A 14433-nucleotide genomic window follows, 5' to 3' on the forward strand; every position below is an offset into this window, starting at 1 on the left:
ACCGTTTACTGTTCCCTGCGCTAATATACAACCTTCTTCAATTGCAGCAATAGAGTTTGCAACAGCGCAGCCAGAGTCGTTGTGGGCATGTATGCCAAACTTAACATTCGGAAAAGCACTTCTTGTTTCTTTGACAATACTCTGTATGTCTGAAGGAAGCATCCCGCCGTTTGTTTCGCAAAGACATACTATGGTTGCTCCTGCAGTAATAGCTGTTTTTATTGCCTTAAGAGCGTATCGCTTGTTGTTTTTATATCCGTCAAAATAATGCTCGGCATCGAACAATACTTCAAGTTTTTTAGATTTAAGAAAGGCTATGCTTTCATAAATCATTTTTAAATTTTCTTCATTTGTGGTTTTAAGAGCGCGCTTTACATGTAAATTCCATGCCTTGCCAAATATACAGGCGGTTTTAACGCCAGACTTAATTATTGCGCGTAAAGTTCCATCTTCCGATGCTTTTTTATCTTTGCGACGCGTACATCCAAAAAAACAAGTATAATTGTAAGTGTACAGGGGTGTTGGAAGACTGAACGGGGGGTGGCAAAGCCCGTAGCCATCAGGATCTCCAACACCACAAGGTAAAAGCTTGATGAGGTTGCAAATGCGCAAACTTTAGTTTGCAACATGGAAACAATTGAAAACAAGAAGCTAATATTAATTAAAAAGATGCACAAAATGCCAAAAACCTTATACACTAAATTTGTAGGCATCGATGTATCAGAAAACAAGTTGAACGTTTATGAAACAAAAAACAATCAGTTTTTCAATGACTTCTTTCACCACTTTTTTCAGTGGGTTGATGGGGGAGGGGCAAAGCCTGACGGAAACAGAGAGAGTATAGTGCAAAAAGCCACCTCCCACACAAAATACTTTTCATGCGTTTGTCGTGACGTAAATAAGAAAATACGAACTTAAAAGACGAAATTATTTTTTTATCCAAGACATTTTTGAGCGTAATCTTGCCCCAATTTTTTCAATCATTCTTTCGCTTACTTCTCTTCTTGCTTTATTGAAAAAAGGTCTGCCCGTTTTGTTTTCTTCAAGCCATTTGTTTGCAAACTTGCTTGATTGAATATCTGCTAGAACATTTTTCATTTCTGCTTTTACGGCTGGTGTAATTAATCTCTTTCCGGTTACGTATTCACCGTATTCTGCTGTATCGGAAATTGAATAATTCATTTTGCTGAGCCCGCCTTCAAATATCAAATCTACTATAAGTTTAACTTCGTGGCAACATTCAAAATATGCAATTTCAGGTTGATAACCTGCTTCTACAAGGGTTTCAAAACCTGAATTTATAAGTTCTACTAAACCGCCACAGAGAACAGACTGCTCGCCAAATAAATCGGTTTCAGTTTCTTCCTTAAAAGTTGTTTCAAGAACTCCGCCTCTTGTCCCGCCTATAGCTTTTGCGTAGGCTAAAGCCAAATCTTTTGCTTTTCCGCTTGCGTTCTGCTCTACAGCTACCAAACAAGGAACACCTTTGCCTTCCTCATATTGTCTTCTTACTAAATGTCCGGGACCTTTAGGAGCAATCATAATTACATCTAAATCTGAAGTAGGAACGATTTGCTGAAAGCGAATATTAAAACCATGCGCAAAACTTAAAACCGCGTTTTTTTTAATACTAGGTTTTATATCCTCTTCCCAAATCTTTCTCTGAACTTCATCTGGTAAAAGAATGTGGACCCAGTCTGCTTGCTTAACTGCTTCGGCAACACTTACTGGCTTCCAACCGTCTTCGATAGCTTTTTTATAGTTATCTCCACCAGGTCTTTGAGCGACAACAACGTTAACGCCCGAATCTTTAAGATTTAGAGCGTGGGCATGCCCCTGACTTCCATAACCCAAAACAGCAATAATTTTCCCTTTTAAAAGATTTAAATCTGCGTCATTGTCATAATACATTTTTGCTTCAGCCATTTCTTTTCTCCTTAATTTTAATAGTGTGTCCACGTCCCAAAGCAACAACGCTTGTTCTGCATGTTTCTTTTATGCCGTAGGGCATAACTGTTTTTACAAAAGCATTAATTTTATTTTCGTTACCCGTCATTTCAACAGTAACTGAATTTTGTGAAATGTCTTCAATTCTTGCCCTAAAAATACCAATAAGTTTAATGAGTTCATTTTGTGTTGATTTAGTCATATTTATTTTTATGAGAGCGAGACTTCTTTCAACGTATTCAGTATCTTTGAAATCGGTAACTTTTATAACATCGACAAGTTTGTTTAATTGTTTTGTAACCTGCTCAAGAATATAAGCACCCCCTTTGACGACAATAGTCATTCTTGAAATGGCAGGCTCTTCAGTTTCGCTTACGGAAAGCGAATCTATATTGAAACCGCGCGCCGCAAAAAGAGTAGAAATTCTTGCGAGTACGCCAAACTTGTTTTCAACTAAAACTGAAACTGTATGCCGCATACTTTCTTCCTCCGCTTGCTAATGTGTAAGGATCTTGTATTGTGAAAATTGTTTATCCGTTCATTCTAGTTATAATATCGTCGAGAGAAGCTCCGACTGGAACCATCGGAAAAATGTTCTCTTCTATCTCAACCCATATATCAAGAACAATCGAAGCTTTTGCTTCTAACATCTTTTTTAAGGCAGGTACAACATCTTTTTTGTCTGTCACGCGTATTCCTAAAGCGCCATAGCTCTCTGCCCATTTTACAAAATCGGGAACATAAACGGGACATTTGTCTCTGCTTGGAGTATTGCACCACTTGGGGCATTTCTTACGTTTCGCAAGACAACTGTGAGAATATCTTTTGCCATAAAACATTTCCTGCCACTGACGAACATTGCCAAGGTACTGGTTGTTTAATATAGCAACTTTAACATCAATATCATTTAAAATCGCGACAGCCATTTCCTGCATATTCATTTGAAAAGAACCGTCACCGGCTATGACTATAACCTCTTTATCAGGATTACCGAATTTCGCTCCTATACCTGCAGGATAACCAAACCCCATAGCGCCAAGTCCTCCAGAACTTAAAAACAAACGAGGATATTTTGCCTTATAATACTGCGCCGACCACATTTGGTGTTGTCCGACCTCAGTTGCAATAATTGCCTCGCCTTTTGTGAGTTCAGAGATTTTTTCAATCACGTATTGCGGATGGAGTTTATCGTCGTTTCTATCATAGGATAAAGGGTGTTCTGCTTTCCAACCATCAATCGTTTTAATCCAATCTTTTCTTTCTTTTTTATCTATCGTAGCTGACATTTCTTTTAAAACCGTTTTTGCATCGCCTACTACAGGGATATCAACGTCAACAACTTTTGATATTGCAGTGGGATCTATATCTATATGAATTATTTCAGCTTTTTTTGCAAAATCACAGACCTTGCCGGTGCATCTGTCATCAAATCTCGCACCAACAGCTATAATAACATCTGCAGCCTGTACAGCTTTGTTTGCGCAAAAAGTTCCGTGCATTCCAAGCATACCTAAACTTAAATTTGTATCAGGCGGATACGCTCCTACAGCAAGCAAAGTATTTGTAACCGGGATACCGGCCTTTTTTGATATCTCAATAATTTCTTTTTCTGCGTTGGAAGCAATAACTCCCGCCCCTATATAAAAAACAGGTCTCTCACTGTTATTTATGATATCAACAGCTTTTTTGATTTGTCCGGAATGTCCTTCATAAGTAGGCTTATATGAACGTATTTCAATTTTTTCCGGATAAATAAATTCACAAATCCCGCGCTGAACATCAATGGGAATATCAACTAAAACAGGTCCCGGTCTTCCTGTAGTCGCAATATAAAATGCCTCCTTTATAGTCCTTGCCAAATCCTTTACGTCTTTAACCAAAAAGTTATGCTTTGTTACAGGTCTTGTAATACCCGTAATATCAGCCTCTTGAAATGCGTCTTGTCCTATCACATTTGTTGCGACTTGTCCCGTAATTGCAACCATAGGGACGGAATCCATATACGCGGCAGCAAGTCCAGTAACTATATTTGTGGCTCCCGGTCCAGAAGTAGCTATACACACGCCGGGTTTACCAGTAGAGCGGGCATATCCGTCAGCCATATGGGAAGCGGCTTGCTCGTGCCTTGTCAAAACAAAATTTAATTTTGATCCGTGAATTGCGTCAAATATCGGCAGAGTTTGTCCGCCGGGAAGACCAAAAGCTATCTCAACATTTTCCTTTAACAGGCTTTCTACTAAAATCTGAGCACCAGTTTTCTGTTCCATGAAGTATCCTTTCCGCCTCTTATCATTTTAATTATCGTGTTATCACTCTAAAACAGCGCCGGTATCAGCAGACTGTACCAGCTTGGCGTAACGAGCCATGTAACCGGTTTTAACTTTAGGTTCAGGCTTTACAGTTTTAGCAATTCTTGCCCTTATTTCTTCATCGGTTAGTTCAACGTTTAATGTTCTTCCCGGTATATTTATATTGATGATATCGCCTTCATTTATTGCAGCTATCGTTCCGCCGGCAGCGGCTTCAGGTGAAATATGCCCTATGCAAGGTCCTCTTGTTCCTCCGGAAAAACGTCCGTCGGTAAGAAGAGCCACAGAATCGCTTAATCCCATGCCATGCAGCGCGCTTGTAGGGCTTAACATTTCTCTCATGCCCGGTCCGCCTGCAGGACCTTCATACCTTATAACGACAATATTGCCCGGAACTATCTTATTATCGAGTATTGCTTTCATGGCATCATCTTCAGAATTAAACACTCGCGCTTTGCCTGAAAAAATTTTCATCTTCTCACTTACCGCAGCTTGCTTTACAACAGATCCGCTAGGCGCTATATTCCCTCTTAGAATTGCAATACCGCCCTCAGGTTTGTACGGATTATTTGCTCTTATTACATCTTCGTCTAAAATTTTTGATGATCTTGCAATTTCAACTACATCCGGACCGGTTACCGTTTTAGAATGGGTCAATTTGTTTTGAACCGCAAATAATACGGCAGGCACACCTCCGGCATTATCCAAATCTTCCATATAATGATCTCCTGCTGGTTCTAAGCATGCAATCTGTGGAGTCTTTTTAGAAATCTCGTCAAATAATTCCAACGGCAGTTTTATTCCCGCCTCGTGTGCTATAGCTGGAAGATGTAAAACTGTATTTGTAGAACCGCCTAAAGCCATATCTACAGTAATTGCATTTTTAAAAGCGCCCAATGTTAAAATATCGCGCGGTTTTATATTTTCCTTTACAAGTTCGACAACTCTTATTCCGGATTCATAAGCAATTCTTTTTTTCTTTGCGCTCACAGCAAGAGCAGTGGCACATCCTTGCAAAGACATTCCCATTGTTTCTGTCAAACAAGCCATAGTATTTGCAGTGTACATTCCCTGACAAGAACCCGCACCCGGGCATGCGGCTATTTCCAATTCTGACAACTGATGTTCTGTAATTTTACCTGCTTGAAATTGTCCGATGGCTTCAAAGGTATCTCTAACCATAGAGCGTCTTTTTTTTTCGTACATTCCTGTCATCATAGCGCCCGCAGTTACAACAATGGCAGGGATATTAAGTCTTGCGGCAGCCATAAGCGTTCCGGGTGTAACTTTATCGCAGTTTGACAAAAGAACAAGTCCATCAAGCATGTGTGCGTTAGCAACAGTTTCTACTAGATCAGCAATTATCTCCCTTGATCCTAAAGAATAGTGCATGCCGCTATGTCCCATGGCTATGCCATCGCATACGGCAGGGACTCCGAAAATGAAGGGCACTCCGCCGCCCGCAGCAACGCCTCTTTCTATGTATCTTTCCAAATCCCGCATAGCAACATGACCCGGCACTAAATCTGAGAAAGACGAAGCAATACCTATAAAAGGCTTGTTTAAATCACTTGGACTAATTCCTGTAGAATACAACAAACATCTATTTGGCGCTCTTACCGTGCCTTTTTTTATTTGATCGCTTCTCATATATAACTCCACACTGTGTTTGTTTTTACTTCTGCGATGCGGTATTGTATCAAATTTTATTTATTATGCGCAATTTTTCTGTATTTTTATCGGACAAAACAAAAGCACGGAAGAAAAAATTTGATTTTCTTTCAAAAACAAGTATAATGAGATAATAGTCATAAATGAGATATTTAGTTCCGACGTAGCTCAATGGTGGAGCAATCGGCTGTTAACCGATCGGTTGCTGGTTCGAGTCCAGCCGTCGGAGGTCTTGTAGTCAGCTAGCGCTATATATCGTAAATCTTCTGGCGGATTTTCTGTTGTTGCTTTAGAGCGCAATATTCCCACAAAATCGGTTAACCAATAATTGTGGCTATAAATATCTTGGCATATGATAATAATAGAGATTCAAAAAAAATTCACAAAGATGACTTTAATTTAGTGCCTGAGCCAATGTACTATTTAGTATGATGGGATATGAAGAAATTAGTTGCTCTAGTTTAAGTATATACGATGTTGTTGCCTTCATGTACAAAAAATTCAAAACCGGATTCAGGCGTAACAGAAAAGAAAAACGGATACAAATGGAAATGCTGAAAAAGCGCGATAATACCAGACAAGTCTTTCGCAATTACAAGTCATCATTCGAAAAAATATTAAAAATGCAACTAAGGCTTTATTAGGCAACGAAATATTTGACAATGTATGCAAAGAAATGATGGCGAAGAAGAAGCATTACGGAAAACTATTCGACATGGAAAAAGACGAAGTATACATAAAATTGGAACGAGAAATGTCCGATGCCTAGAATTGAGTATGACGCACTTGAAAAAAGAAGAGAAATAAAAAATAATCAACTGCTACGAACTCACGTCCGCAGCTTCAACAAGAATCGAGGAATCAACGATTAAGGCTCGGTGGCTTGTGACTGCACTTCCTTAGAGAGCGAGATTACGAGCGAAATAAAGCAATTTTAACACTTTGAAGTGAAATCACCCATAAAGTCTGTAAGCTTTTTCGCAAGTTCTAAAGTTGCCTAAGAAATGTGAGGCGGATGAAGTTCAGCGTCAAAAGTTTTTGGTACTTTTGTTTTGTCTAACAAAAGCACATGAGGTTGCAACGAATATGGATAAAATTGTAGAACAAGCGAGAAGCGGAGATGAAACATGGATACAAAATTTTCAGAAGAGGCTCTAACTTTTGATGATGTTTTGTTGATTCCTCAACACTCAAAGGTACTTCCTAAAGATGCGCGGTTGGAGACAAACCTCACAAATAAAATCAAGCTTAACATTCCTCTTATGAGCGCGGGTATGGATACAGTAACAGAATCCAAAATGGCTATTGCTATTGCAAGAGAGGGTGGCATAGGCATAATTCACAGAAATATGTCTATTGAAGCTCAGTCTTTGGAAGTTGATCGTGTTAAAAGGAGCGATCACGGCGTTATTTACGATCCTTTTTCGTTAAAAAAAGATGATACGCTTGGCGAGGCTAAACTTCTTGCATCAAGATATAGAATTTCAGGCGTTCCGATTGTTGCGGAAAACGGCAAACTCATCGGCATAATTACAAATAGAGATATGCGTTTTGAGACCGATGACAGCAAAAAAATTTCGGATATAATGACAAAAGACAATCTTGTTACGGCAAAAGTAGGCACTTCTCTCCTCGACGCAAAAGCAATATTGCAAAGTAAGAAAATAGAAAAACTTCCTTTGGTTGATGAAAACTTTATTCTAAAAGGTCTTATTACAATCAAGGATATCGAAAAAGCTATTCGTTATCCAAACTCTTCAAAAGATGATAAAGGCAGACTTCTTGCAGGTGCAGCGATGGGAATTACAAAAGATATGCTAGAGAGGGCAAAAGCTTTATTGGATGCCAGCGTGGATGTTTTGGTTATAGACACTGCCCATGGTCACAGTCAGGGAGTTCTCGATGCGGTAAGAAAAACGAGAGAAGCGTTTCCTCAAGCTCAAATAATTGCAGGCAATGTCGCTACCGCGCAAGCGACTGAAGATTTAATTAAAGCTGGTGCTGACGCAATCAAAGTGGGCATAGGACCGGGAGCTATTTGCATAACAAGAGTTATTGCCGGCATAGGCGTTCCGCAGATAACAGCAATTTATGATTGTGCAAAAGTCGCAGCAAAATATAATATTCCCGTTATAGGCGATGGCGGAATTAAATATTCAGGAGATATTCCAAAAGCAATAGCGGCAGGAGCAAGTGTATGTATGATGGGATCTTTATTTGCCGGAACAAAAGAAAGTCCGGGAGAAGATATAATTTTTAACGGTCGCGCTTTTAAAACTTACAGAGGAATGGGATCTTCTTCTGCAATGCTAGCAGGAAGCAGCGACAGATATTTTCAAGATAATGCAAAAAAATTGGTGGCGGAAGGCGTTGAAGGACGCGTTCCATATAGAGGTGAAGTTGGAGATATTGTTTATCAACTGTTAGGCGGATTGAGAGCGGCAATGGGTTATTGTGGCGTTAGTTCAATACAGGAGCTTAAAGAAAAGGGAAAGTTTATTAAAATAACTTCGGCAGGTCTTGTAGAAAGCCATCCTCACGATGTCTTTATAACCAAAGAAGAAAGTAATTATTCTGGTGGCAAATGGTAATAGTTGAATAATAGAAGATAGGCAGGATAACAGCGAAGATTTATGGGTTTTAAGATTAGGTGTTTGTAAGGAAGAAAAGTAACGATGTTTGATAATTTGATTTCGTTTTTTTTAATTGCAGGATTTGGAGTGTTTTTTCAGTGGAAAAAACCCGGCGATATAAATCCGGATGTTGCAAGACATGTAATTAACACGACGGTAATAAGGTTTTTTTTACCGATATTATGTTTCAAAGTTATGGCTACGGCTTCCATAGACAAAAATACAGTGTTATTACCACTTGCTGCAATGGTTACAATTTTTTTCGCCATGTTAATGTCTTTTATAGTCTATACAATGGTTGGCAAAATTGCGACATTGCATAAGGAAGAAAAAGGTGCTCTTATTTTAGGCTCTTCTTTTGGTAATGTAACTTTTTTAGGGTTATTGTTTCTCACCAGCTTGTACGGACAGAGTGCGGCAAAATATGTTCTTTTGTATGATTTGCTTGCAACAACACCTTTGCTGTTTCTTGCAGGCTCAGCGATAGCTGCTTATTATGGTCGCGGACAAAAACTTACAATAAAAGAAAATTTTAAAGTTGTGGCAGAGCTTCCACCTATATGGGCTCTTGTCGCGGGATTTGCAGTAAACTTTTCAGGAATTACCCTTCCAAGTTTTTTACTTACAACATTAGAGCTTATGTCCATGCCTATAGCGCCTTTAATGATATTTAGTATTGGTCTTGCTCTTTCTTTTCCGAAGTTAAAGCATGCCATAATTGCGATGCCTGCAGTTATAATAAAATTGTGCGTTGCACCAATAATTTCTTTTGGACTCGCCAGTTTTTTCGGCATAGACGGTCTTGCCCTAAAATCAGTGGTTATGGAATCGGCAATGCCTACAATGGCGTTGACTTTGGTTCTATCTTCGCAGCATAAATTAGATCATAATCTTTCTTCTTTTCTTATTATATTTACAACAGCTGCCGCGCTTATAACTTTGCCTTTAACAGCACGGCTGGTTAGCGTGTTTTAAAACTGCAATTTTATAGTCAACTAGCTTTATATTGGCGCAAAAATAGATGCAATGCGAGGCGGACTGACAAAGCAGTAAGCTCATTCTTCTTGCTAGGAAATTCAACGACGCGCTATTTTTGAGCTAACTCTGCAGACTACGCCTTTTTGGTAAATTTTGTCTGTTTTGTTTGGTCAATATGTTCATATCATCTCTCATAAAACAGCCAGAGTTTCCTCGAAAATTTAAGTAGCGCAGTTGTATCAATATAAAATTAGTTGACTATAGATAGCTTGCAATATGAAAGTCTGTTATTTGCAAATTAAATTTGTATCGACAGACTTTTGTTACTATTATTTTTTTGTTCTTTAGTTCTTTGTGAAGAAGTTTTAACGAATGGAACGATTTTAAAGCTATAGAGTTTCAAAGGTACAACGAAACAGAACGGCTGATTTTGTATTTTAGGTTACATTTGGGGATATTAAACAGAAAAGAAATATCAATGAGAACAGGCATACTTGAGTATCAAATAATGAAGTTTGTAAAAGCTGTTATGACTTACGAAGACAAGAGCTATCTCACCAAAACAGATAGTTATTACAGGGTTAACGAGACGGATTAACTGAATTGCTTAGTTTAGAGATCAATGCGCCAAAAACGACAGTGCAATGACAAGCGTGAATGAATCCTATTTGCATTTCTAATGTCCCTGGAAATGCAAATAAAAACCAGTATTTTTACCAAGAGTGAACCGATCTAATTCATGTTCAGCGTAGGGCATGTTCTGTCCATTAGTGGTATCGTTTTGTCTTTCTTATTTGGACTTGTCTTCCTTCGGAGATGATTCAGAATTGTCAACTGCAACTGCGCCAACAAGCGACGAAGTCGGAACTGAATTAGAATCAGGATCAGGATATGGTGTAAATGTCCCATCAGCATTAGTATAAGGATAGTATTTCATGCGGTCCCACACCTAATACGACCAGTATTAGGTGGGGGCGATTCTGATATGAGTACTGGTCCGGATTTTGGTTTGGGTTTCGTAAAGTCTCTTTGGATTACATCTGTTGTTATATTTTTGGAACATAAAGAGAGCATAAGCGTAAAAATTAAAAACAACGTAATCAATTTTTTTTATTTGTTTCATCTGCCCCACTTCGCAGAATCCATGCTGAAAAATCTTTAAATTATTACAGATGCATGCACGTTGTAACATAAAAAAAAGACTTAACAGGTTAATTAATATGAAATCTTTTAAAACTGGATATTATCATCAATCAAAATATATATTTGTCCTACTGAATTTTAAGAATTTCCATTTTAGATTTCAACCTTTTGTAAGATTTAGAGCAGTATATTCTGTTATTTTTTGGCGTCATCGTGCATGATATGATTTTGGAACTATTTTGTTAGTATAAAATTTTGATAAAATACCAACTATGATAAAAATCTCTACAGTGGAAATTCCATATAATAAGTTGCTTGTAAGATTGGGGTATTTGCAGACTAAAACAAAACTTGATGGTAAGACTGCAAGTCTTATAAAAGAAAATTTAAGTTTAGTTCAAAAGCTTATTAGACCTAAGGTTGTGGCAGCTTTTGAAAATATAACGGTAATTAATAACGAAGTATTATTTGAAAAAGGTTATAAAATAAAAAGCAGCAATGTTGCCGCGCTTTTAAAAAACAGTTTTAAGGCTTACGGGATTGGCGTAACTATTGGTAATATAGTAGAGAGTAGAAGAGACGAGCATCTTAAGAAAAAAGAAACTTTCAACGCTTTAATCCTCGATGCTGCGGGATCCGTTGCCGCTGAGGAGATAATAACACTTGCGTATGAGCAAATTAAAACTTACGAAGAAAATAACAATAATTTTATAACGAAAAGATATTCACCCGGATATGGCGATTGGAAGCTTGAGGATAATAGAGGATTTTTAGATTGGATTGGCGCGGAATATATAGGAATTAAGCTAAACAAGTTTTGCCAAATGAAGCCTGAAAAATCAATTTCAGCTTTAATTGGAGTTGCGAAATAACAAAGCAAAAAGGAGTGAGCGCAAAATGGAAAAGCAAAAATTTTTGGAGATATTAAAAAGTCGCGTGTTGATAATGGACGGCGCTACCGGTACGGAACTGCAAAAGAAAAAATATCTTGAAGATGTTGTAATTCCTGAAGAATTAAATGTTAAATTCCCTAAAAGAATTTCGGACATTTATTCTTCTTATGTTAATGCAGGATCCGATATACTGCTTGCAAATACTTTTGGCGCAAATCCTATAAGATTAAAACAGCATGGTTTGTTAGACAAAGCTGACGACATAATAAAATCGGGAATAGATTTAATAAGAAAAATATCTCCTAAAACAATTGTAGCGGGAGATATATCGTCAATAGGAGAATATATAGAACCTTTAGGCAGCTTGTCTTTTGACGAAGCTTATAATGCTTTTGCAATGCAGGCATCTTTGTTGCAAAAACACAACGCTGATATTATGATCATAGAAACCATGACGGAAATAAAAGAAATGAAAGCCGCGATTCTTGCCACAAAAGACAATTTTAACGGAGCAATTATTGCTCAAATGACATTTGCAGAAGACGGTATTACAGTTACCGGAAGCGATTTAAAAAGTTTTATTGCGATGGTTGAAAGTTTAGGTGTTGATGCTCTTGGATTAAACTGTTCTATCGGTTCAAAAGATTTAGCGGAACTGGCAAAGGTATTGCGCGAAAATACAAATCTTCCTATATCATTTAAGCCTAATGCGGGAATGCCTGTATTAATAAATCGTGATACCTGTTTTCCTGAAACAAAAGAAGAATTTATTGAGTCCAGTTTAAAAGCCTATTCTTACGGCGTTAATATGTTCGGCGGATGCTGCGGAACAAATCCTGAATTTATAAAAGCTTTGTCAGCTGAGTTAAAAAATAAATCTCCTAAAATTGCAAAGACAACAAATAAGTATTTCCTTTCTACAAGAGTAAAAGCTATTGATATCAACGAAATTAAAAAGCCTGTAATAATTGGCGAGAGAATAAATCCTACAAATAGAAAAAAACTTCAGGAAGAATTGGTTAAAGGCAGTTTTTCTATGGTAAAAGACGAAGCGCGTTTTCAGGCGCAATCAGGCGCAAATCTTTTAGACGTAAATATGGGCGTGCCAAGTGCTGACGAAGAAAAACTTCTTACGAATGCCGTAAATCAAATACAGGAGATAGTTTCAACACCTTTGTGCATAGATTCAAGCAATACAAGCGCTTTAGAGCAAGCTGTTAAAAATTGTGCGGGAAAACCTATTATAAATTCTGTTAACGGCGAGCAAAAAAAACTAGATTTAATACTGCCCATAGTAAAAAGGTACGGCGCTTCTTTGATTGCTTTAACTAGTGACGATAATGGAATACCAAAGACGGCTGAAGAAAGATTAGAAATAGCTGAAAAAATTTTGCGTTTTGCCGATAAGTATGGCGTGGAAAGAAAAAACATTATTTTCGATTATCTTGTGTTGTCTGTTAGTTCTTCTCCTGAGCAAATACAAGAAACATTAAAAGCGATGAAAGAATCAAAGCAATTACATCCCGAGTGCAAACTTGTTTTGGGTGTATCAAACGTTTCTTTTGGTCTTCCTTCAAGACAGACAATAAATTCAACGTTCCTAAAAATGGCTGTAGCGGCCGGCCTTGATTTTGCTATTATTAATCCTCACGAAAATTGGACAATAGATAGTCCTCTTGCTAAAGATTTACTTGAAAATAAAGATAAAGGCGCTGCTAAATACATAGAGGCTTTTTCTTCTTTTAAAAAGTCGTTGCCCAAGGATGGGACAGAAAAACTGCCTTTAGATAAGTGCCTTTATTTTGCAGTTTTAAACGGGAATCAAGAGTCCATAGCTGACATTATAAGGCAGATTATCGCATGCGACGCCAATCCTTTTAAAATGGTAAATGATAATGTGTTAAAAGCGTTAGATATTGTGGGGGAAAAATTTGCTTCAAAAGAATATTTTTTGCCGCAGATAATTATGTCGGCGCAGGCCGCTCAGATGGCATTTGCAATATTAAAAACTACTTTTAAGAAAAGTGAAACTTTTTCCGCGGGCAGAGTCATAATGGCTACTGTTAAAGGTGATATGCACGACATAGGTAAAAATGTAGTGGGAGCGGTGCTTGAAAGCTATGGGTTTGACGTTATAGATATGGGAATAAATGTTGATTCTCAAGAAATAATAAATAAAGCTCGCGAAATTAATCCTATTGCAATAGGGCTTTCAGCTCTTATGACGACTACAATGCCAGAAATGGAAACGGTTGTAAAATTAAGAAATGTGGAACACGTGCCTACAAAAATAATTATAGGCGGCGCCGCTGTAACGGAGAAATTTGCAAAAGAAATTGGCGCCGACGCTTATGCTAAAGATGCTATGGAAACCGCCGAGTACATAAAAACTTTACAAAAAGAATCCTGCAAATAGAAAGTATTTCAAAAAGCGCGCAAGTAGCAAAGAAGATTGCGAAGCTAACTTCATAAGAGAATTATATTAAAAAACGTCAAAGTCCGTAGAGTGAAATATTCAAATTTTGACAGTTGCCAAGAACAATAATGTAAACTCTTTTTATAATCATATTATATTTTACAGCTCGTTTTTTTATTTTAATTTCGTAAAATGAAATACCACGTCAGATTCCGTCTGCCACCCCTCGATTAAAACATTCGAGGGCAGGCTTCTAAGGAAGAACGACTTATTTTAAAAAATGGGAATTAATGCAATGTTTTTTCTCTTTTCATCAACCCACTGAAAAGAGTGGTATAAGAAATCCTTAAAAAAAGGTATAATTAAGTGAGCATATAAGCTTTATCAAGGTAATACTGCTTACAACAATTGTTAATAATGACTAGTAGCTTACGCATAACAGC

10 protein-coding genes, 1 tRNA gene and 1 pseudogene are annotated in these 14433 nt (G+C 37.6%); 6 read left to right on the top strand and 6 right to left on the bottom strand.

The annotated features are described in order from the left end of the window. Window positions 1-612, bottom strand: a pseudogene (locus LE180_RS03330) (hypothetical protein); the annotation flags it as partial. A 15-nt stretch (window positions 613-627) separates the two neighbouring features. Between LE180_RS03330 and LE180_RS03335 the strand changes: the two are divergent. Then, window positions 628-918, top strand: coding sequence for a hypothetical protein (locus LE180_RS03335; RefSeq protein WP_374134058.1), 291 nt, complete (start codon window positions 628-630; stop codon window positions 916-918). A 9-nt stretch (window positions 919-927) separates the two neighbouring features. Here LE180_RS03335 and ilvC read toward each other — a convergent pair whose 3' ends face one another. Genes ilvC through ilvD form a run of 4 tightly spaced genes read right to left on the bottom strand, consistent with a single transcriptional unit; the run spans window position 928 to window position 5906 of the window. Next, the gene (gene ilvC / locus LE180_RS03340; RefSeq protein WP_374134059.1) at window positions 928-1926 is read right to left on the bottom strand and encodes a ketol-acid reductoisomerase; all 999 of its coding nucleotides are present in this window, start codon (window positions 1924-1926) and stop codon (window positions 928-930) included. After that, window positions 1919-2425, bottom strand: coding sequence for an acetolactate synthase small subunit (gene ilvN, locus LE180_RS03345; protein WP_374134060.1), 507 nt, complete (start codon window positions 2423-2425; stop codon window positions 1919-1921). The genes ilvC and ilvN overlap by 8 nt, the downstream gene beginning before the upstream one ends. A 52-nt stretch (window positions 2426-2477) precedes the next feature. Continuing rightward, complete coding sequence (gene ilvB, locus LE180_RS03350) at window positions 2478-4214, bottom strand: biosynthetic-type acetolactate synthase large subunit (RefSeq protein WP_374134061.1); 1737 nt, start codon at window positions 4212-4214, stop codon at window positions 2478-2480. Window positions 4215-4256: 42 nt separating this feature from the next. After that, complete coding sequence (gene ilvD / locus LE180_RS03355) at window positions 4257-5906, bottom strand: dihydroxy-acid dehydratase (RefSeq protein WP_374134062.1); 1650 nt, start codon at window positions 5904-5906, stop codon at window positions 4257-4259. A gap of 178 nt (window positions 5907-6084) precedes the next feature. On the opposite strand from ilvD, the gene LE180_RS03360 reads away from it, so the two are divergent. The 3 genes from LE180_RS03360 to LE180_RS03370 all read left to right on the top strand — a co-directional run bounded on the left by LE180_RS03360 (window position 6085) and on the right by LE180_RS03370 (window position 9535). Continuing rightward, a tRNA-Asn gene (locus LE180_RS03360) sits at window positions 6085-6156 on the top strand. Between the two features lie 898 nt (window positions 6157-7054). Beyond that, window positions 7055-8518, top strand: a complete 1464-nt coding sequence (gene guaB / locus LE180_RS03365; protein ID WP_374134063.1) for an IMP dehydrogenase — start codon at window positions 7055-7057, stop codon at window positions 8516-8518. A gap of 84 nt (window positions 8519-8602) precedes the next feature. Continuing rightward, window positions 8603-9535 carry an AEC family transporter gene (locus LE180_RS03370; protein WP_374134064.1) on the top strand — a complete coding sequence of 311 codons (933 nt, stop codon included), beginning with the start codon at window positions 8603-8605 and terminating at the stop codon, window positions 9533-9535. Window positions 9536-10328: 793 nt separating this feature from the next. On the opposite strand, the gene LE180_RS03375 is transcribed toward LE180_RS03370, so the two are convergent. Next, window positions 10329-10475, bottom strand: a complete 147-nt coding sequence (locus LE180_RS03375) for a hypothetical protein (RefSeq protein WP_374134065.1) — start codon at window positions 10473-10475, stop codon at window positions 10329-10331. A gap of 478 nt (window positions 10476-10953) precedes the next feature. On the opposite strand from LE180_RS03375, the gene LE180_RS03380 reads away from it, so the two are divergent. Together LE180_RS03380 and LE180_RS03385 are read left to right on the top strand one after the other, a co-directional pair. After that, entirely contained in the window at window positions 10954-11553 is a 600-nt protein-coding gene (locus LE180_RS03380) for a hypothetical protein (protein WP_374134066.1), read from the top strand. A 25-nt stretch (window positions 11554-11578) separates the two neighbouring features. After that, entirely contained in the window at window positions 11579-13990 is a 2412-nt protein-coding gene (locus LE180_RS03385; protein WP_374134067.1) for a homocysteine S-methyltransferase family protein, read from the top strand. The last annotated feature ends 443 nt before the right edge of the window (window positions 13991-14433 follow it).

The sequence above is a fragment of the Candidatus Endomicrobiellum pyrsonymphae genome (assembly GCF_020328025.1).
Taxonomy (GTDB): Bacteria; Elusimicrobiota; Endomicrobiia; order Endomicrobiales; family Endomicrobiaceae; genus Endomicrobiellum; species Endomicrobiellum pyrsonymphae.

What these genes read in the sequence shown, in the direction of transcription:
- LE180_RS03335 (WP_374134058.1), top strand. Translation starts at nt 628, where the DNA reads ATGGAAACAATTGAAAACAAGAAGCTAATATTAATTAAAAAGATGCAC.
- ilvC (WP_374134059.1), bottom strand. Translation starts at nt 1,926, where the DNA reads ATGGCTGAAGCAAAAATGTATTATGACAATGACGCAGATTTAAATCTT.
- ilvN (WP_374134060.1), bottom strand. Translation starts at nt 2,425, where the DNA reads ATGCGGCATACAGTTTCAGTTTTAGTTGAAAACAAGTTTGGCGTACTC.
- ilvB (WP_374134061.1), bottom strand. Translation starts at nt 4,214, where the DNA reads ATGGAACAGAAAACTGGTGCTCAGATTTTAGTAGAAAGCCTGTTAAAG.
- ilvD (WP_374134062.1), bottom strand. Translation starts at nt 5,906, where the DNA reads ATGAGAAGCGATCAAATAAAAAAAGGCACGGTAAGAGCGCCAAATAGA.
- guaB (WP_374134063.1), top strand. Translation starts at nt 7,055, where the DNA reads ATGGATACAAAATTTTCAGAAGAGGCTCTAACTTTTGATGATGTTTTG.
- LE180_RS03370 (WP_374134064.1), top strand. Translation starts at nt 8,603, where the DNA reads ATGTTTGATAATTTGATTTCGTTTTTTTTAATTGCAGGATTTGGAGTG.
- LE180_RS03375 (WP_374134065.1), bottom strand. Translation starts at nt 10,475, where the DNA reads ATGAAATACTATCCTTATACTAATGCTGATGGGACATTTACACCATAT.
- LE180_RS03380 (WP_374134066.1), top strand. Translation starts at nt 10,954, where the DNA reads ATGATAAAAATCTCTACAGTGGAAATTCCATATAATAAGTTGCTTGTA.
- LE180_RS03385 (WP_374134067.1), top strand. Translation starts at nt 11,579, where the DNA reads ATGGAAAAGCAAAAATTTTTGGAGATATTAAAAAGTCGCGTGTTGATA.